The 17,397-nt window shown below is 45.3% G+C and carries 19 protein-coding genes and 1 other RNA gene; 16 read left to right on the plus strand and 4 right to left on the minus strand.

The window, feature by feature from the left end:
• Positions 1-114 precede the first annotated feature (114 nt).
• The 7 genes from rplM (at position 115) to LQZ07_RS05010 (ending at position 4,871) form a co-directional block, all read left to right on the plus strand.
• Entirely contained in the window at positions 115-543 is a 429-nt protein-coding gene (gene rplM / locus LQZ07_RS04980; protein ID WP_016400761.1) for a 50S ribosomal protein L13, read from the plus strand.
• 17 nt (positions 544-560) lie between these two features.
• The gene (rpsI, locus tag LQZ07_RS04985) at positions 561-953 is read left to right on the plus strand and encodes a 30S ribosomal protein S9 (protein WP_040306930.1); all 393 of its coding nucleotides are present in this window, start codon (positions 561-563) and stop codon (positions 951-953) included.
• A 242-nt stretch (positions 954-1,195) separates the two neighbouring features.
• Positions 1,196-1,786 carry a ubiquinol-cytochrome c reductase iron-sulfur subunit gene (gene petA, locus LQZ07_RS04990; protein WP_016400763.1) on the plus strand — a complete coding sequence of 197 codons (591 nt, stop codon included), beginning with the start codon at positions 1,196-1,198 and terminating at the stop codon, positions 1,784-1,786.
• A gap of 1 nt (position 1,787) precedes the next feature.
• Positions 1,788-2,999, plus strand: coding sequence for a cytochrome bc complex cytochrome b subunit (locus LQZ07_RS04995; RefSeq protein WP_152780619.1), 1,212 nt, complete (start codon positions 1,788-1,790; stop codon positions 2,997-2,999).
• Positions 2,999-3,733 (plus strand): cytochrome c1, encoded by a 735-nt coding sequence (locus LQZ07_RS05000; RefSeq protein ID WP_040306950.1) that lies wholly within the window; start codon positions 2,999-3,001, stop codon positions 3,731-3,733. Before LQZ07_RS04995 ends, LQZ07_RS05000 begins: the two co-directional genes overlap by 1 nt.
• Before the next feature lie 86 nt (positions 3,734-3,819).
• Entirely contained in the window at positions 3,820-4,455 is a 636-nt protein-coding gene (gene sspA, locus LQZ07_RS05005; RefSeq protein ID WP_016400766.1) for a stringent starvation protein SspA, read from the plus strand.
• 11 nt (positions 4,456-4,466) lie between these two features.
• Entirely contained in the window at positions 4,467-4,871 is a 405-nt protein-coding gene (locus LQZ07_RS05010; protein ID WP_152780617.1) for a ClpXP protease specificity-enhancing factor, read from the plus strand.
• A gap of 42 nt (positions 4,872-4,913) precedes the next feature.
• On the opposite strand, the gene dolP is transcribed toward LQZ07_RS05010, so the two are convergent.
• From dolP to LQZ07_RS05030, 4 genes are read right to left on the minus strand one after another with little or no spacing between them, the layout of a single operon-like run.
• On the minus strand, positions 4,914-5,486 hold the full coding sequence (dolP, locus tag LQZ07_RS05015) for a division/outer membrane stress-associated lipid-binding lipoprotein (protein ID WP_152780615.1): 573 nt from the start codon (positions 5,484-5,486) through the stop codon (positions 4,914-4,916).
• Positions 5,487-5,489: 3 nt separating this feature from the next.
• A complete protein-coding gene (locus tag LQZ07_RS05020) occupies positions 5,490-6,080 on the minus strand; it encodes an SIS domain-containing protein (protein ID WP_016400769.1) in 591 nt (196 codons plus the stop codon).
• 1 nt (position 6,081) lies between these two features.
• Positions 6,082-6,429 (minus strand): YraN family protein, encoded by a 348-nt coding sequence (locus LQZ07_RS05025; RefSeq protein WP_246612310.1) that lies wholly within the window; start codon positions 6,427-6,429, stop codon positions 6,082-6,084.
• Complete coding sequence (locus LQZ07_RS05030; RefSeq protein ID WP_040306931.1) at positions 6,422-8,281, minus strand: penicillin-binding protein activator; 1,860 nt, start codon at positions 8,279-8,281, stop codon at positions 6,422-6,424. Before LQZ07_RS05030 ends, LQZ07_RS05025 begins: the two co-directional genes overlap by 8 nt.
• Positions 8,282-8,420: 139 nt before the next feature.
• Here LQZ07_RS05030 and rsmI point away from each other — a divergent pair, with 139 nt between their 5' ends.
• The 9 genes from rsmI to mraY all read left to right on the plus strand — a co-directional run bounded on the left by rsmI (position 8,421) and on the right by mraY (position 17,375).
• Entirely contained in the window at positions 8,421-9,260 is an 840-nt protein-coding gene (gene rsmI / locus LQZ07_RS05035; RefSeq protein ID WP_152780611.1) for a 16S rRNA (cytidine(1402)-2'-O)-methyltransferase, read from the plus strand.
• A gap of 41 nt (positions 9,261-9,301) precedes the next feature.
• Positions 9,302-9,683, plus strand: an RNA gene (rnpB, locus tag LQZ07_RS05040) — RNase P RNA component class A.
• A gap of 341 nt (positions 9,684-10,024) precedes the next feature.
• Positions 10,025-10,480, plus strand: a complete 456-nt coding sequence (mraZ, locus tag LQZ07_RS05045) for a division/cell wall cluster transcriptional repressor MraZ (protein ID WP_016400774.1) — start codon at positions 10,025-10,027, stop codon at positions 10,478-10,480.
• A gap of 1 nt (position 10,481) precedes the next feature.
• Positions 10,482-11,417, plus strand: a complete 936-nt coding sequence (gene rsmH, locus LQZ07_RS05050; protein ID WP_152780609.1) for a 16S rRNA (cytosine(1402)-N(4))-methyltransferase RsmH — start codon at positions 10,482-10,484, stop codon at positions 11,415-11,417.
• Positions 11,417-11,734, plus strand: a complete 318-nt coding sequence (gene ftsL / locus LQZ07_RS05055) for a cell division protein FtsL (protein WP_152780608.1) — start codon at positions 11,417-11,419, stop codon at positions 11,732-11,734. Before rsmH ends, ftsL begins: the two co-directional genes overlap by 1 nt.
• A complete protein-coding gene (locus LQZ07_RS05060) occupies positions 11,734-13,464 on the plus strand; it encodes a peptidoglycan glycosyltransferase FtsI (protein WP_016400777.1) in 1,731 nt (576 codons plus the stop codon). The genes ftsL and LQZ07_RS05060 overlap by 1 nt, the downstream gene beginning before the upstream one ends.
• Entirely contained in the window at positions 13,451-14,926 is a 1,476-nt protein-coding gene (murE, locus tag LQZ07_RS05065) for a UDP-N-acetylmuramoyl-L-alanyl-D-glutamate--2,6-diaminopimelate ligase (protein ID WP_152780606.1), read from the plus strand. The genes LQZ07_RS05060 and murE overlap by 14 nt, the downstream gene beginning before the upstream one ends.
• The gene (gene murF / locus LQZ07_RS05070; RefSeq protein WP_152780604.1) at positions 14,923-16,299 is read left to right on the plus strand and encodes a UDP-N-acetylmuramoyl-tripeptide--D-alanyl-D-alanine ligase; all 1,377 of its coding nucleotides are present in this window, start codon (positions 14,923-14,925) and stop codon (positions 16,297-16,299) included. Before murE ends, murF begins: the two co-directional genes overlap by 4 nt.
• Positions 16,293-17,375 (plus strand): phospho-N-acetylmuramoyl-pentapeptide-transferase, encoded by a 1,083-nt coding sequence (gene mraY, locus LQZ07_RS05075; protein WP_016400780.1) that lies wholly within the window; start codon positions 16,293-16,295, stop codon positions 17,373-17,375. The genes murF and mraY overlap by 7 nt, the downstream gene beginning before the upstream one ends.
• The last annotated feature ends 22 nt before the right edge of the window (positions 17,376-17,397 follow it).

The raw sequence follows: 17,397 nt of genomic DNA on the forward strand, positions 1-17,397 counted from the left end.
TGATACTAACAATCCAGCTTACTCCGTATTCGAAGGGATACTATGAGTGGCTACTTTCACGTTTGTGATTATCACAAACACATGTGTAACAGTTATTTTGGGTTATATATACAAATGAAAACTTTTGTAGCCAAGCCAGACAGCGTTAAACGCGACTGGTACGTTGTAGATGCAGATGGTAAAACTCTGGGTCGTATCGCAACTGAAATCGCTTCTCGCCTACGCGGTAAGCATAAAGCTGAATATACTCCTCACGTTGATACTGGTGATTACATCATCGTAATTAACGCTGAGAAAGTAGCCGTAACAGGCAACAAAGCGAAAGGTAAAATTTACCACTCGCACACTGGTTACCCAGGTGGCTTAAAATCAATTAGCTTTGAAAAGTTAATCGAAAAAGCTCCTGAGCGTGTTATCCAGTCTGCAGTGAAAGGTATGTTGCCAAAAGGTCCTCTAGGCCGTGCAATGTTCCGTAAACTGAAAGTATTCGCTGGACCTGAGCACACTCATGCGGCTCAGCAACCACAAGTATTAGACATTTAAGTTACGGAATTTGAATAATGGCTGAGAATCAATACTACGGCACTGGCCGTCGCAAAAGCTCTACTGCTCGCGTATTTCTAAAAGCAGGTAGTGGTAACATCACTGTAAACAACCGTACTTTGGACGTTTACTTTGGCCGTGAAACTGCTCGTATGGTAGTTCGTCAACCACTTGAACTAACTGAATTGTTAGAAAAAGTTGACCTACTAGTTACCGTTAAAGGTGGTGGTACAACTGGTCAAGCTGGTGCTATCCGTCACGGTATCACTCGTGCTCTTATGGAATACGACGAAAGTCTACGTCCTGAGTTACGTAAAGCTGGTTTCGTTACCCGTGATGCGCGTAAAGTTGAGCGTAAGAAAGTTGGTCTACGTAAAGCACGTCGTCGTCCGCAATTCTCTAAACGTTAATTGCTATACACATTCGTGTTACAAAAAAGCTCGGCTATGCCGGGCTTTTCTTTATTCTAAAAGGTTAAAAACCTTGATTTCCCTTGTCAATTTGTGTGTTTTTTATTACTATTTTGTTCGCATTTACCTGCAATAATGTAGTAGCAAGTAAACGCTACCAGTAGCAGAAAAACGCTACCTTGTGCAGCATGCCGCAAGGAAAATTACAATAATTGCGCGGATCCTTACCGGAGAGACATTGGATGAGCAACGCTCCTGTCGATGCTGGCCGCCGTCGCTTCCTAACCTGGACAACAGCTGTTGTCGGTGGTGTAGGAGCTACGTTTGCCGCAGTACCTTTTATCAGTTCATGGAATCCGAGTGCCAAAGCTAAAGCAGCTGGAGCACCGGTAGAAGTGGATATTAGCAAAATAGAACCTGGACAATTACTACGTGTTGAATGGCGTGGTAAACCTGTTTGGGTGGTTAACCGTCCTCAATCAGTTCTAGATAACCTAAACACCATTGGTGATAGGTTGCGTGACCCTGATTCCGAGGAGCCTCAACAACCCGATTACACAGTCAACGTACACCGCTCAATCAAACCTGAGTTGTTTGTAGGTGTGGGCTTATGTACTCACCTTGGCTGTTCACCCACCTATTTACCTGGCAGTTTTGCTGAGCAAGTTCAAGGTGTTGAATATGGATTCTTCTGTCCCTGTCATGGTTCGAAGTTTGATATGGCCGGACGAGTATTCCAAAGTGTACCTGCACCACTAAACTTGGTTGTTCCTCCACATCACTATGTTGATGAAACCACCATTTTGGTCGGCTTGGACCAGGGAGAGGCATAAGATGAAGGCACTTATCGGTTGGATCGATGAACGGATCCCGTTGACCAAGACCTACAATAAACACGTGGGCCAATACCCAACACCAAAAAACTTTAACTTTTGGTATATTTTTGGCTTTATTGCCATGGTGGTATTAGTTAACCAAATCCTTACAGGTATTTGGCTAACTATGAACTATAACCCATCAGGTGATGGAGCATTTGCCTCTATTGAATACATCATGCGTGATGTGGAATATGGTTGGCTACTGCGTTACATGCATTCCACCGGGGCGTCAGCCTTCTTTGTGGTGATTTATTTGCACATGTATCGTGGCTTAATTTACGGCTCTTACCAAAAACCTCGTGAACTGATTTGGCTGTTCGGGATGTTAATTTTCTTGGTATTGATGGCCGAAGCATTCATGGGTTACTTGCTTCCTTGGGGACAAATGTCTTATTGGGGCGCGCAGGTAATTATTTCACTGTTTGGGGCTATTCCGGTAATTGGTGAAGACCTAACCCTGTGGATCCGTGGTGACTATGTTATCTCTGGTGCAACCTTAAACCGCTTCTTCGCTTTGCATGTTATTGCATTGCCCCTGGTGTTGGTTATGTTGGTGTTCTTACACATTGTAGCGTTGCATGAAGTAGGCTCTAACAACCCAGATGGTATCGAGATTAAAGCTAACAAAGATGAGAATGGTTGGCCGAAGGATGGTATTCCTTTCCACCCTTATTTTACGGTTAAAGATTTAGCCGCCATTGTTGGCTTCTTGTTCTTCTTCTGTTGGGTGATGTTCTTCTTCCCAGAAGGTGGAGGCTTCTTCCTAGAGCCGCCAAACTTTGAAGCAGCTAATCCGCTTAAAACGCCAGAACATATTGCGCCGGTTTGGTATTTCACACCGTTCTATGCAATTTTGCGTGCGGTACCCGATAAATTACTGGGTGTAGTGATGATGGGCGCATCTATTGCGGTGTTATTTGTATTACCGTGGTTAGACCGCTGTAAAGTGAAGTCAATTCGCTACCGTAGTGTCATACATAAGCTTAACATCGCTCAGTTTGTTATATGTTTTGTGATTCTAGGGGTGCTAGGTGCTTTACCTTCAACCGACCTATTAACTTGGATCGCACGTATCGCAACTGTTGGTTACTTTGGTTATTTCCTACTACTGTGGATTTACAGTAAAAACGAGAAAACTAAGCCAGTTCCAGAAAGGGTGACCAAATGATGAAAAATATTTTTTTAGCATTCGCGTTGCTGGTTCCTAGCTTGGCGTTTGCCGCTGGTTCGACAGTTCCTTTAGACAAAGCGAACTATGACTTAAGTGATAAAGCTTCGTTACAAAACGGCGCGAAATTGTTTATGAATTACTGTTTTGGCTGTCATAGTGCTCAATACCAGCGTTATAATCGTGTAGCAGAAGATTTAGGTATTCCAATTAAGTTAATGGAAGAAAACTTGATTTTTACCGGGGTAAAACCAGGTGAATTGATGCAAAATGCCATCCAAGAAAAAGACGCTGCTAAGTGGTTTGGTGCACCAGCTCCAGATTTAACCTTAGTAGCTCGAGTTCGTGGAGCTGATTGGGTATATACCTACTTACGTTCATTTTATGTTGATGAGACGCGTCCATTTGGGGTGAATAACAAAGTATTTCCAAGTGTTGGTATGCCGCATGTGTTGCAAGAGTTGCAAGGTGTGCCAAACGCGGTTTATGAAACAAGAATGATTGATGGTGAAGATCAGCAAATCTACGTTGGCATCCAATCAGATGGCAGCGGTGAGATGAGCGATGATGAGTATGACCACGCTGTTTTAGACCTAGTTAACTTTTTAGTTTACTCTGCTGAACCTATTCAGCTAGAGCGTAAACGTCTTGGTTACTGGGTGCTTGGTTTCTTATTCATTTTCTTCATTATTAGTTATCTATTGAAGAAAGAATACTGGCGCGACGTACACTAAGTCTTGAGCTAGTATTTAATTATCGGCAATAGCATTTATGCTGTTGCCGTTTGTGTATTTATTTTAGATGGTTTTTGGAGGATTCAATGGCTGTAGCTGCCAACAAGCGTTCGGTAATGACGCTATACTCTGGTGCTAACGACTTATATAGTCATCAGGTACGTATCGTTTTGGCTGAGAAAGGCGTCAGCGTAGAAATTAATCAGGTAGATCCGGACAACTTACCGGAAGACTTAATTGATTTGAATCCGTACAGCTCTGTTCCAACCTTAGTTGATCGTGAATTGGTGTTGTACCAATCGCAGATCATCATGGAATATTTAGACGAGCGTTTTCCTCACCCACCGCTAATGCCGGTTTACCCTGTGTCGCGTGGTTCAAGCCGCCTTATGATGCACCGCATCAAAAACGACTGGTACACCTTGGTTGCGCAAATTGAAAAAGGTGAGAACGCCGAAGCTGCACGTAAGCAATTAACAGAAAGTCTGTTAAGCATTGCACCGGTTTTTGCTGAAATGCCTTACTTTATGAGTGAAGAATTCAGCTTAGTAGACTGCTACTTAGCACCTCTATTATGGCGTTTACCTACTTTAGGCATCGAGCTTGAAGGTGCGGGTTCTAAAGAAATCAAATCTTATATGATCCGTGTATTCGACCGTGAATCTTTCCAAGCTTCACTGACCGATGCAGAGCGTGAAATTCGCGATGGGTTTTTAGGTTAATGAGTGAAGAGATGACCCCAAATAGGCCTTATTTGCTTAAGGCTTTTTTTGATTGGTTGTTAGACAACGAGTTGACTCCTCACTTGGTGGTGGATGCTACCCAAGCTAACGTGACCGTGCCCAGCCAATTTGTAAATGATGGGCAGATTGTTCTAAACATTGCTCCGTCGGCGATTGCGGCCTTTAATATGGACTTACAGCACGTAAGTTTTAGCGCACGTTTTGGTGGTAAGCCGTTTCAGGTTTATGTGCCTATGGCAGCCGTTGTCGCGATTTATGCCCGAGAAAATGGTGCAGGTACCGTATTTGAGCCAGAAGCTGCTTACGAGCAAGTGGAAGAGCTTGAGAGTCAGCCTGAAGATGTTTCGGTGAAAGAGGATACTCCGAAGAAGCCGACACTCACCATCGTAAAATAAAAAAGCGCCGAAAGGCGCTTTTTTGTATCTATTTTAAATTTGCTAGCTGGCTTCTATCAGCTCAAATACTTTAATCACTTTGGCTACGCCTGTCTCGTGGCGGGCAATATCAATCGCTAAGCGTTCTTCTTCTGCGGTAACAAACCCAATAAGAAATACTTCACTGTCTTCGGTAATGACTTTTATCTTACCAGGTGGAAGCTTGCTGTCTTCGTAGATCTTAAATTTGATTTTGGTGGTAATCCAAGAGTCATTGCTACGTACACCTAAAGATACAGGTGCTTTGATGCGTACTTCGTTGAGTACTTGTTGTACACCACTTACATCGCGGACAACTTGAGTGATTTTGTTGAAATATTCTTGATTTGGAGTTTGGCCAATGACCAGTACTCTGCCGTTAAGCGCAACTACCGATAGCTTGCTTTCTCGCCAAATGCTCTCTTCTTTGCCCAGTTCGCTAAGTGCTTGAAGTTCTATAGTTTGGTCATCAAATTGAGTGCCTATGGTGCGCCTATCTGTTGCTGCACCTGCTGCTACTCCGGCACCCACTACAACTGCTCCAGCACAGGCTTGTAGTAGCCCTGCCAAAACAACAACGGTGATGATACGTAACATCCTTTAATCCTCCTGTTGGGGAAACAACGTACGGTCTACTAAATCACATAAACTGTTTAAGGCCAGTAAGTGTACTTCGTTAATGCGTACGCTCTGTTCACCTGGCACTCTAATTTCAACGTCTTGCTCGCTAAGCAGACCGGCCATTTCACCGCCATCTTTTCCGGTTAGCGCAATAATTGTCATGTCGCGGTTTACTGCCGCTTCCATGGCTTTAATTACGTTGCGACAGTTACCTGAATCGGAGATGGCAACAAGTACATCGCCTTGCTGGCCTAGCGCGCGAATTTGTTTGGCAAACACTTCATCAAAGGAGTAATCATTCGCAATGGCACTTAGCACTGAGCTGTCGGTGCTAAGTGCTAAAGCTGGAAGGCTAGGGCGTTCGGTATCAAAGCGGTTAACCAAGTTAGCTGAAAACTGCTGAGCAAGCGCCGCTCCTGCGCTATTGCCTGCAATGAGCAGTTTGTTACCGTTGAGCAATGCTTGAGCGATGATCACTGTAGCTTTTTCAATTGCATCGGGTAGTGCTTCTGCAGCAGCAATTTTGGTTTGTATGCTTTCTCTAAATATTTCTTTGATTCGTTCTTGCATGTTATTCCCCAAACGCGTTCTGAAACCATTCTAGGTAAGGTGCTTGCTCTTGAATAGCAACAACATCAAAACGCATTGCAGTATCAAATTGGTTCAAATTTTTTTGTTGTAAATAGTGTTGTGCGCTAAGCAGTATACGGTGCATTTTGTGCTGGTCGACCGCTGCAGCCGCTCCGCCATGGCTAAGGCTTTTGCGGTATTTAACTTCCACAAAAACCCAGGTATCGCCCTGTTTACAAATTAGGTCTATCTCGCCGCGGCGGCAATGATAGTTTTGCTCAATCAGCCGTAAACCCTGCTTGCTTAGATAGCTAGCCGCTTGCTGCTCTGCAGCTTGCCCTTTATTCAATATCTTGGTCTTGAAGCGTGTTAGCTTGGATTTCCAAGGGAACCAGTTGGCCATCTTTATATTGAGTCCACGTAAGTTGTCGTATCACTAAACCTTGTTGGTTAACACTGAGTTTTCCGGTTAAACCATTTAGCTGATAGTCTGAATAGCCGCGCATTTGAGCTAGTTGACTAATTAGTGAGTAGGCATCATAACCCAAAGCGTACAAACGTTTCTGCGAGTCTGAAGAGCTAGGCCAAAGCTGCTGATGGCGAATCGCATTTACCGACTGTTGCTCTAATATCCAAGGCATCTCGCTGATGTAGATGCCGTCTAACTCGTTTTCGCTGGTTTCATCATTTTTGTCGTAGCTGCGCGAGCTGGCATATAAGCGTGGGCTTACTGCAAATGGGCTTACGGTTACATCAATAAACGCCTTAATTAGCTTAGTTTCAGTATTGTTGCCCACCAAATACAGAGAGTTTGCATCGCTTCTAGAGCGTACTTCAGCTTCTAAATCCTGTCCCAAAATCTGCTTGAACTGGCTAATACGCTGCTGGCTCATATCGGTATGTAACAATTTACGTACTGCGCGCTGTAGATCGTTGCGGTTAGCGTAGTAGATAACATCTACAGGAGAGCTAGAAAGGGTTTGCCATTCTTCTGTAAATGACTCAGCCATGCGCTTGCCCAAGCTGCTTTGTGGGGCTAACAGCAGTGGATTTTGCTCTTCACGTTGCGCCATAAACTGAGCGGCTTGTTTGGCTTCATCCTCAGGCGAGAGTGGGAAGAAAAACTGTTGCTCCTGTTCACCAGCTTGCACATCGTTAAGAGCGAACACTGGCTGGGTTGGAGCAAGGTTTAATAAACTGCGTAACTGCGATTTTAATAGCGGCCCAACGATGAAATCGATTTGGTCTTGCTCAAGCTGGGGATAGAGCGTTTCCATTGCTTGGGATTGGGTATCGTAAAACACCAATTCGGTATCACTGGAAAACTCTGTTTGGCTATCTAAGAAGGCAGATACTAAACCGTCTTTTACCGCCAAACCGTTATTTTGGTATTTACCACTTAACGGCAGCAAAACTGCAACTTTTTGTGGCGTATAAGGAGTAATGCTTAGCGCTTTCGCTAGGTCACCAGCTACATAATCTAGCGCTGGGTGAGCTGGATATTCGGTTTTCCAAGTTTGTAGTTTAGCTACCAGTTTCTCCGGTGATTGCTTGGGTTCGTTACTTATCGCAACAATTTCTAACCAGCCGTTGCGTAATTCGTTACCTGGCTGCTGAAAGCTGCGAAGAGTAAACGCGGTAAGCGGTTTAAGCAGTTGCCATATGGTTTGATGGTTTGCTTCTCGGGCTTCTTCTGATAGATAACGGTCTAACTCGATAAAAGCGCCAGAAGCAGCTAAAGGATTATTTTGTTTTTGATAAATGTTGCCGCGGGCTTGGAAATAGGCGTACCAATAGTCATCGGGTAGTTGCCAGGCTGGGTCAAAATCTAATAATGCTAAAGCCGGGGTGTATTGGCCTTGAAGCTCCAAAGCGTAGGCGCTTACTAAGCGCAAGCCTGCCCCACGTTGTACCGTGTTTGCTTGTTTATTTAAGGATGTGGTTACAGCATCACCAGCTTGGAACATGCCTTGTTGGTAGTATGCCTTAGCTGCAAGGAGCTCCCATTCAAAGGTTTGCTCTACTGGCGCAATGCTAGCCTGATCCAAATAAAACTCTGCATTATGTTCAGGCGCAACAGCAATAGAAGGAAGGTCTATAGCAACAATAGGCGGCTTGGTTGGGCCGCTACTACAGGCTGCGAGCAAAAGCATAAGGCTTAAACTGAGATAACGTAGCGCTGAGATCAGGTTATGTTTCAAGGTTTATACCACTAGTATTGATTAGTTAGTGCATATATTAAGAGCCAAACGCTAAATAATCTACAATCGAAGTGGTGAAAGGTTGAGGCAAGTGAGGCTTTTGATTAAAGTAGAGGCCGTTTTTATCAGAGGTGAGTTTATGTCAGCCATCGGTACTCTTTATATTGTAGCCACTCCTATCGGCAATTTAGCAGATATCACACAGCGTGCTATTCAAGTGCTTAAGGATGTGTCGATGATTGCAGCCGAAGATACGCGCAACACTGGCCGGTTACTTAGTCATTATGAAATTGGTACTCGCTGCGTGGCGGTACACGATCATAACGAGCAACAAAAAATAGCCTGGTTAGAGCAACAAGTGCTAGAAGGGAATGACATTGCGTTAGTTTCCGATGCAGGAACGCCACTGATTAATGATCCCGGCTACCACCTAGTTAATGCGTTTCGCGCTAAAGGCTACCCGGTTGTGCCTTTGCCGGGTGCTTGCGCGGCTATCGCCGCGCTGTCGGTAGCTGGTTTACCTACAGATAGGTTCTTGTACGAAGGTTTTTTACCGGCTAAAACTAAAGCACGCCAAGAAAGATTAGACGAACTTCGTCAAGAAACTCGCTCAGTAGTATATTACGAATCGCCTCACCGTATTTTAGATAGCCTCGCCGACATAGTTAGTTGCTTAGGGGAAGATAGGCAAGTTGTGCTTGCTCGCGAACTAACTAAAACCTTTGAAACCATTAAATCATTGCCCGTTGCAGAGCTGCTTGCTTGGGTTAAAGCCGACCCCAACCAACAAAAAGGGGAGATGGTGCTAATTGTGGCCGGTTACCAAAAAGACAGTGAGCAGTTACCGGTAGATGCCTTAGATACGCTTAAGTTATTGCAAACAGAGTTGCCACTAAAGAAGGCCGCAGCACTTACCGCTAAAATTTACGGTTTAAAGAAAAACGCCCTTTATGACTACGGACTAAAGCACGGCGAATAAGCGCTATTCTTGCTGATAATTGTTTGCTATAGTCCGCCACCGGAGTTGGCTAGGCAATCGCTGCTTCGTCGTTGTGCGCTCTTTCGGGAGTGGCAGACGGGCGAAGGGGAGGAAAGTCCGGGCTCTATAGGGTAGGGTGCCAGGTAACGCCTGGGGGGCGCGAGCCCACGACAAGTGCAGCAGAGAGAAGACCGCCGATGGCTCCTCGGAGTACAGGTAAGGCTGAAAGGGTGCGGTAAGAGCGCACCGCGCGTCTGGTAACAGTATGTGGCGAGGTAAACTCCACCCAGAGCAAGGCCAAATAGGCCCCCTTAAGGCGCGACCCGCGTTGGGGGCGGGTAGGCTGCTTGAGCCATTAAGCGATTAATGGCCTAGACGAATGATTGTTCACGACAAAACCCGGCTTATCGGCCAACTCCCTTTCTATTAAAGCCCTGTTGTTTAACAACAGGGCTTTTTCAATTCAATCACACAACTCGCACTCATTACCTATTTAATGCCTCCAGTTCGCTATTCCTCAAAATTAATATGACATTAAATTTTATTTATTTTTTGGCTAAAAGTAGCGTGGCCGCTTTGTATATCAAGTCTTTAGGCTTTTCTTTATTTGGGTTGGTGGAATTTTGTTCATTTTCTTGCTCAAGGTCGCTTGCAAAGGGCGAGACTCGTCCTTAAACTTAGTGAATTGTGGGATAAAGTGGATCATAGTGGATCTGTTTGCCCAACAACTGAATTAATTAGGGATAAATGGGGAATTAACACTGATGTTACGCGGCGCTAGCTCAATCAACTTAGACGCGAAGGGACGCATGACTATGCCGACCCGGTATCGCGAGTGGTTGATGGAAGAGTGTCACGGTCAATTGGTGTGCACCATTGATATAAACCATCGCTGTTTACTGCTTTACCCTTTAGCTGAGTGGGAAGAAATTGAGCGTAAACTCAAACGCTTATCTAGCATGAACCCGGCTGAGCGTCGTTTGCAACGCTTGCTATTGGGTTATGCCGATGATTGCGAGATGGACAAAAATGGTCGTTTGTTAATTCCACCTCCGTTGCGTCAACACGCAAGTTTGGAGAAAAAAATAATGCTGGTTGGCCAGCTCAACAAATTTGAGCTGTGGTCAGAAGAGCAATGGCAGCAACAAATTGCTGCAGATATAGCCCTAGAAGAGGACGTTGATATGTTAACTGATAACCTAAAAGATTTTTCGCTTTAGTATGAGTACTGAATTTGTTCACACCTCGGTACTGTTACAAGAGTGTATCGACGGCTTAGCCATTAAAGAAGATGGCATTTACGTGGATGGCACCTTTGGCAGAGGTGGGCACAGTCGCGCTATTTTACAGCAACTAGGTCGTAAAGGACGTTTGATTGCTATCGACCGTGACCCTCGCGCAATTGAAGCCGCTAAACAGTTTGCCGACGATCCTCGTTTTCAAATTGTTCATGGTCCTTTTTCTGGCATTGAACAGTACATTACAGAGTTGGGTCTAGCGAAAAAAATTGATGGCGTATTGCTGGATTTAGGCGTGTCGTCCCCGCAACTTGATGACGCTGAGCGTGGATTTAGCTTTTTGCGCGATGGCCCTTTAGATATGCGAATGGATACTTCGCAAGGACAAACCGCCGCTCAGTGGCTAACTCATGCCGCAGAAGAAGACATTGCTTGGGTGATTAAAACCTTTGGCGAAGAGAAGTTTGGAAAACGAATTGCTCACGGGATTGTGAATGCCCGTGAGGAGACGCCTCTTACTAGTACTTTGCAGCTGGCCAAGATTATTGATGAAGCTTGCCCTGTTAAAGATAAATACAAACACCCGGCGACTCGCAGCTTTCAAGCCATTCGTATTTATATTAACAGCGAGTTAGATGAAATAGACACAGCCTTGCTAGGCGCTATGAATAGTTTAGCGACCGATGGCCGTTTAGCGGTGATTAGTTTCCATTCTTTAGAAGATCGTATGGTGAAGCGCTTTATTAGAAAGCAAGAAAAAGGCGAGCAGTTTCCAAGAGGTTTGCCGCTTACCGAAGAGCAGTTAGCCAGCGGACGTTATTTAAAGAGTATTGGCCGAGCGATAAAACCTAGCGCAGCAGAAATTGAAGTAAACCCGCGCTCACGTAGCTCGGTGTTACGGGTAGCAAAACGTTTGTAATGGACGAGGTTAGCCGCCAGCCCAATTTATTGCGGGCGATTTCGAAAGATGTGTGGCGTAACAAGCAGCACTTTTTGTTGTTAGTGGCTGCGGTGGTTTCGGCCTTTTGTGTGGTGTGGACAACTCACCACACCAGAATGTTTGTTGAACAACGAGAGTCATTGATGATGAGCCGGGATGCACTCAATGTTGAATGGCGACATTTATTAATAGAACAAAACGCGCTGGCTGAACACAGCCGCGTAGAGAGCATAGCTAAAAAGCGTTTAGATATGCACCGACCCAAAATTGAAGAACAAGTGGTAATCACAAACTAATGAATGCTAAGGCAAATAAACAAGGACTGTTCATCCACTGGCGCTTTGTGCTGGTGATGGCAGTGGTTTGCTTAGTGTTTACTGCATTGGTAAGTCGTGCGGCTTATATTCAAGTTATTGCACCGGATAAGCTTATTTATGAAGGTGACTTACGCTCGATTCGCACTAAAACCGGCTATGCAGAGCGTGGTGTAATTACCGACCGTTTAGGTAACGAGTTAGCCGTGAGTGTACCTGTGCGCGCTATTTGGGCTGATCCTAAACATGTGGCAGACCAAAATAGTTTAGCCAATCGTGATGCTTGGGCGGCCTTGGCTAAAGTATTGGATACCGACGTAGATAGCTTGCAACAACGAGTCAGTAATCCGAAACGTCGTTTTGTTTATTTACAGCGCCAAGTGAGTGCGGCAGTTGCTGACTATGTTACTAAACTCAAAATCAAAGGGGTTTATTTAAAACCTGAGTCCCGTCGTTTTTATCCTACCGGCGAAGTGAGTGCTCACCTTGTTGGTTTTACTAATATTGATGACCACGGTTTAGAAGGTATTGAGCGTAGCTATGACGACTGGCTTACTGGAGAACCCGGTAAGCGTAAAGTACGCAAAGACCGCTTAGGTCGCGTAGTTGAAGATCTGGATGTTATTCATCAAGCCAAACAAGCGCAGAATATTGCTTTAAGTATTGATCAACGGATCCAAGCAATCGCTTATCGTGAGCTCAAAAAAGCCGTCACCGAGACCAAAGCCACCTCTGGCAGTGTGGTCGTGTTAGATATTGAAACTGGTGAAGTATTAGCTATGGCTAATAGCCCGTCTTTTAATCCTAACAATCGTAACGAGTTTCAAAGTTATCGCTATCGTAATCGTGCAATAACCGATAGTTATGAACCGGGCTCTACGGTTAAGCCACTATCGGTTATTGCTGCGCTTGAGCGCGACCACATTCGTTCAAACAGTATGATTAATACCAGTCCTGGTTGGATGCAGATTGGCGGGCGTAGAGTCCGAGATTCGCGCAACTACGGTGAAATTAGTTTAACCAAAGTCATTCAAAAATCGAGCAACGTTGCCACTAGCCAATTAGCCCTAAAAGTGGGAGTAGAGGGGATGCTTGATACATTCTACGATGTGGGTTTTGGTAACGATGCTGGTTTAGGTTTAGTTGGCGAATCGGGCGGTCAAATGCCGCAGCGTCGCCGTTGGTCAGATTTTGAACTTGCTACCTTATCGTTTGGCTATGGCTTAATGGTTACTCCTCTGCAACTCGCTCAAGCTTACGCAACGATGGGAGCTGGTGGAGTATTTCGACCAACATCCATCATTAAGTTACAGCAGCCAGCAACAGGCGAGAGAGTGTTTGAGCAAAACAAAGCACAAGCTGTATTGGAGATGATGGAATCGGTTATTCAAGATGGTGGTACCGGGCAGAAAGCCGCAGTACCTGGTTATCGTGTAGCCGGTAAAACTGGTACCAGCCGTAAAGCGGTTCGTGGTGGCTATGGTGATGATTACGTTGCTATTTTTGCAGGTGTTGCTCCAGTGAGTAACCCTAAACTTGCCATTGCTGTATTTGTTAATGAACCACAAACCGACCGCTATTATGGCGGCGATGTTGCTGCTCCAGTTTTCTCGAAAGTGATGCAAGGCGGATTACAGTATTTAAATGTTGCCCCCGATGACAATACCAGCCAAGTGGTACAGCTAAATGGAGGCAATAATGGTGAAACCTAGTTTGTCTGCATTGTTAGCGAAATTTTCGGTAACGGTTGCCCCAGACATCAGCTTTAATCACCTCTCTCTAAATAGCAGAGAGATTGAGCAAGGTGATATATTTGTTGCGGTTAAAGGCCATCAAGTTGATGGCCGCAACTATATTGATTCGGCGATTAGTGCTGGAGCTGTGGCGGTACTTGCTGATGCGGATGATGAAAAATCTCATGGTCAAATAGTATGGCACAAGCAAGTTGCCTGCATTTACTTTTGGCGCTTGAACCAACAGCTATCGCAATTAGCGTCAGCGGCCTATTTTCCAGATGGTAATCCGCTTACTTTAGTGGGTGTTACTGGTACCAACGGCAAAAGCACAGTAACCCATTTAATTGCTAACTTGGCAAAACTAAGCGGCATTAGGGCTGCGGTGATGGGAACGTTAGGTAATGGTGAGCCGGGTAAGCTGGTTGCGAGTGAAAACACCACGGCTGACGCGATTACTATTCAGCGCCAGCTTTGTGAAATGAATCAGCAAGGCTATGAATTAGTCGCTATGGAAGTATCGTCGCATGGCTTGGTGCAGCAGCGAGTGGCGAGTGTGCCGTTCAAGGTTGCGATATTCACAAACCTTAGCCGAGACCACCTTGATTACCATGGCAGCATGGCTGAGTATGGCCGCGCGAAACAAGCCTTATTTAACTGGCCAAGTTTAGAATGTCGTTTAATCAATGCCGATGATGGTTTTGGCAAGCAGTTGCTGCAGCACTATCCAAGTGCTCAATCTTTGTCGCTAGAAGATAGCACTGCTGATTGGCAAATCGCTAACCTGCAGTTCAGCGAGTTAGGGGCAAGCGGTTATTTGTTTAGCCCCCAAACTAGGCATGAAAAGCTTACTTTTAAGAGTCCGCTTTTAGGGCGTTTTAATGCTGATAATTTACTAAGCGCTATAGCTTGTTTGCAGTTCTTAGGTCTTCCATTAGAAAGCTTGCTTACTCAGTTACCTGCTCTTAGCGCGGTACCTGGTCGAATGGAGTTATTTGCCGGTAAACGTTCGGTGGTTGTTGATTACGCGCATACGCCTGACGCCTTAGAAAAAGCCTTAACAGCCCTGCGCCAGCATTGTAGCGGCGAGCTTATTTGTATTTTTGGTTGCGGCGGCGACAGAGATAAGGGTAAACGGCCTCTAATGGCAGAAATAGCTGAGAGCTTGGCAGACCAAGTTATTGTTACCGACGACAACCCTCGTTTTGAAGATCCTCAGGCGATTACCGACGATATATTGCTTGGCTTTAATCAAGCTGAAGCCGTAACCATTATTCACGATCGCTGTGAGGCGATTGCATATGCGCTTACGCACTCTCGTGATAAAGATATTATTTTGGTGGCTGGTAAAGGCCATGAAAGCTATCAAATTATTGGTGCTGAAGTGCGTGACTATGATGAACGCGCAGTCGTTAAGCAGCTAGTGGGGGCGAAAGCATGATTGCCTTAAGCCTTAAAGAACTCACACAAGCCTTAGATGCTCAGCTAGTGGGCGATAGTTTAATTGTTCAGTCAATTAGTACTGATACTCGCGAGCAGATGTCTCAAGCCTTGTTTATTGCTTTGGTGGGTGAGCGATTTGATGCTCATAACTACGCGCAACAAGCTATTGATCAAGGCGCAACTGCGCTGCTAGTCGAGCGTGAATTAGCACTTGATGTGCCTCAGTTGTTAGTCAAAGACACCCGTTTAGCGCTCGGACAACTGGCCTGTTATGTAAGAGAGAAGTTGGCGTTAAGTTGCTGCGCCATTACTGGTAGCAATGGTAAAACCACGGTGAAAGAAATGACCACGGCCATTTTGTCACAGGGTTTTGAGGTATTAGCCACCAAAGGCAATTTTAACAACGATATTGGGGTGCCTTTATCGCTGCTTCGCGCGACCGAAAAGCATCAGTTGGGTGTATTAGAGTTAGGCGCAAATCATATCGGTGAAATTGCCTACACAGTGAGCTTGGTAAAACCCAAGGTTGCTTTAATCAATAATGTATCTGCTGCGCATATTGAAGGCTTTGGCTCTCAAGACGGCGTATTAAAAGCTAAATCTGAGTTATTTGGCGAGCTGGGTGCTGAGCAGTTAGCGCTGTGTGAGTACCAATCTAGCTATCAAGAGTACTTAGATGAAGTAGCTCGTCCGGCTAAAATTGAGCATTTCTCTTTAGATAACGTTAATGCCGATTATTATGCCAGCGCTATCGAATCTCTAGGTTTAAGTGGCAGCCGTTTTGTATTGCACACGCCAAACGGTGAGGCGCTTATACAAATTAATTTGGCGGGCGAGCACAATGTTAAAAATGCTGTCGCTGCGGCTGCGCTTTCGTTAAACATGGGAGCCAAGCTAGAGCAAGTAAGCCGAGGCTTGGCACAATTGGATAAAGTGCCGGGGCGGGTGAACGTGCAATCGTTAAATAGCAGCATTCAGCTAATTGATGATAGCTATAACGCTAACCCGGCGTCATTTAATGCGGCTATCAATATTTTGGCCAATTTTGAAGGTAAGCGCTTCCTTATCGCTGGAGCCATGGGGGAAATGGGACAGCAAACTAAACAGGTGCATAACGACTTAGTTAAACGGGCACTTGACAGTGACATCAGCTTGTATTCTTATGGCGCGTCTTTTGACGAAGTGCTGGCTGAAATCGGTCAGTCTTCACTCGGTTTCGACAGCCATGAAGTGCTTTGTGAGCAGCTTATCACAGCCTTAGAAGCGCAACATTCTCCGTGTCTTGTGTTGGTTAAAGGGTCTCGTTCGACCCATATGGAAAAAGTCGTTAAACAGTTACAGCAATATTATAAAAAGGGTTTGGAATGTTAGTTTGGTTAGCGGAATATCTGCAGCAATACTTTAGTGGATTTTCGCTATTTGGGTATTTAACCTTTAGAGCAATTGTCAGCATTTTGACCGCCTTAGTCTTTGGACTATGGATGGGGCCAAAACTTATTCGTCGCTTACAGTTGTTACAAATTGGTCAAACCGTGCGTAACGATGGGCCAGAGTCTCACTTGAGCAAGTCGGGTACTCCCACTATGGGCGGTGTGCTGATTATTGCCTCGGTGTTTTTGTCTACCTTATTGTGGGCGCGTTTAGACAACCCTTATGTATGGGTAATGTTATTTGTATTTGGTAGCTATGGCGCAATTGGTTTTGTTGATGATTACCGTAAAGTTATCCGCAAAGACCCTGCGGGCTTAATTGCCCGTTGGAAGTATTTTTGGCAATCAGTTGTCGCGCTAATTGTTGCGGTTTATCTATTCTGGAGTTCTGACTCTGCGGCTCAAACCCAACTGGTGTTGCCGTTTATCAAAGACATTATGCCGCAATTAGGCTGGCTATTTATCCCTCTCACATATTTGGTCATTGTAGGCAGTAGCAACGCCGTTAACCTAACGGACGGCTTAGATGGCCTAGCGATAATGCCAAGCGTGATGGTGGCATCAGCCTTTGCTCTCGTCGCATACTTAACCGGCCACGTAAACTTTTCAAGTTACTTGTTTATTCCTTATATCCCACAAGCCAGTGAGCTAGTGGTGGTTTGTACCGCCATGGTGGGAGCAGGATTAGCCTTTCTTTGGTTTAATACCTACCCAGCTCAAGTATTTATGGGCGATGTAGGTTCGTTAGCCCTAGGCGCAGCATTGGGCGCTGTAGCTGTATTGGTTCGCCAAGAGTTGTTGCTGGTGATTATGGGCGGCGTATTTGTGATGGAAACGGTGTCGGTAATCCTGCAAGTAGGATCGTACAAGTTACGTGGGCAGCGCATTTTCCGAATGGCGCCGATTCACCACCATTATGAGCTCAAAGGGTGGCCAGAGCCTCGAGTAATAGTGCGTTTTTGGATCATTTCATTAATTTTAGTTTTGATTGGCTTAGCCACCCTTAAGGTGCGTTAGGCGAGCTGTTTAAAGTATAGGA

The sequence above is a fragment of the Agarivorans sp. B2Z047 genome, from assembly GCF_023373605.1.
Classification (GTDB): Bacteria; Pseudomonadota; Gammaproteobacteria; order Enterobacterales; family Celerinatantimonadaceae; genus Agarivorans; species Agarivorans albus.

Excerpts from the sequence above, each read along its gene's own strand:
- rplM (WP_016400761.1), top strand. The coding sequence starts at position 115 with ATGAAAACTTTTGTAGCCAAGCCAGACAGCGTTAAACGCGACTGGTAC.
- rpsI (WP_040306930.1), top strand. The coding sequence starts at position 561 with ATGGCTGAGAATCAATACTACGGCACTGGCCGTCGCAAAAGCTCTACT.
- petA (WP_016400763.1), top strand. The coding sequence starts at position 1,196 with ATGAGCAACGCTCCTGTCGATGCTGGCCGCCGTCGCTTCCTAACCTGG.
- LQZ07_RS04995 (WP_152780619.1), top strand. The coding sequence starts at position 1,788 with ATGAAGGCACTTATCGGTTGGATCGATGAACGGATCCCGTTGACCAAG.
- LQZ07_RS05000 (WP_040306950.1), top strand. The coding sequence starts at position 2,999 with ATGAAAAATATTTTTTTAGCATTCGCGTTGCTGGTTCCTAGCTTGGCG.
- sspA (WP_016400766.1), top strand. The coding sequence starts at position 3,820 with ATGGCTGTAGCTGCCAACAAGCGTTCGGTAATGACGCTATACTCTGGT.
- LQZ07_RS05010 (WP_152780617.1), top strand. The coding sequence starts at position 4,467 with ATGACCCCAAATAGGCCTTATTTGCTTAAGGCTTTTTTTGATTGGTTG.
- dolP (WP_152780615.1), bottom strand. The coding sequence starts at position 5,486 with ATGTTACGTATCATCACCGTTGTTGTTTTGGCAGGGCTACTACAAGCC.
- LQZ07_RS05020 (WP_016400769.1), bottom strand. The coding sequence starts at position 6,080 with ATGCAAGAACGAATCAAAGAAATATTTAGAGAAAGCATACAAACCAAA.
- rsmI (WP_152780611.1), top strand. The coding sequence starts at position 8,421 with ATGTCAGCCATCGGTACTCTTTATATTGTAGCCACTCCTATCGGCAAT.
- mraZ (WP_016400774.1), top strand. The coding sequence starts at position 10,025 with ATGTTACGCGGCGCTAGCTCAATCAACTTAGACGCGAAGGGACGCATG.
- rsmH (WP_152780609.1), top strand. The coding sequence starts at position 10,482 with ATGAGTACTGAATTTGTTCACACCTCGGTACTGTTACAAGAGTGTATC.
- ftsL (WP_152780608.1), top strand. The coding sequence starts at position 11,417 with ATGGACGAGGTTAGCCGCCAGCCCAATTTATTGCGGGCGATTTCGAAA.
- LQZ07_RS05060 (WP_016400777.1), top strand. The coding sequence starts at position 11,734 with ATGAATGCTAAGGCAAATAAACAAGGACTGTTCATCCACTGGCGCTTT.
- murE (WP_152780606.1), top strand. The coding sequence starts at position 13,451 with ATGGTGAAACCTAGTTTGTCTGCATTGTTAGCGAAATTTTCGGTAACG.
- murF (WP_152780604.1), top strand. The coding sequence starts at position 14,923 with ATGATTGCCTTAAGCCTTAAAGAACTCACACAAGCCTTAGATGCTCAG.
- mraY (WP_016400780.1), top strand. The coding sequence starts at position 16,293 with ATGTTAGTTTGGTTAGCGGAATATCTGCAGCAATACTTTAGTGGATTT.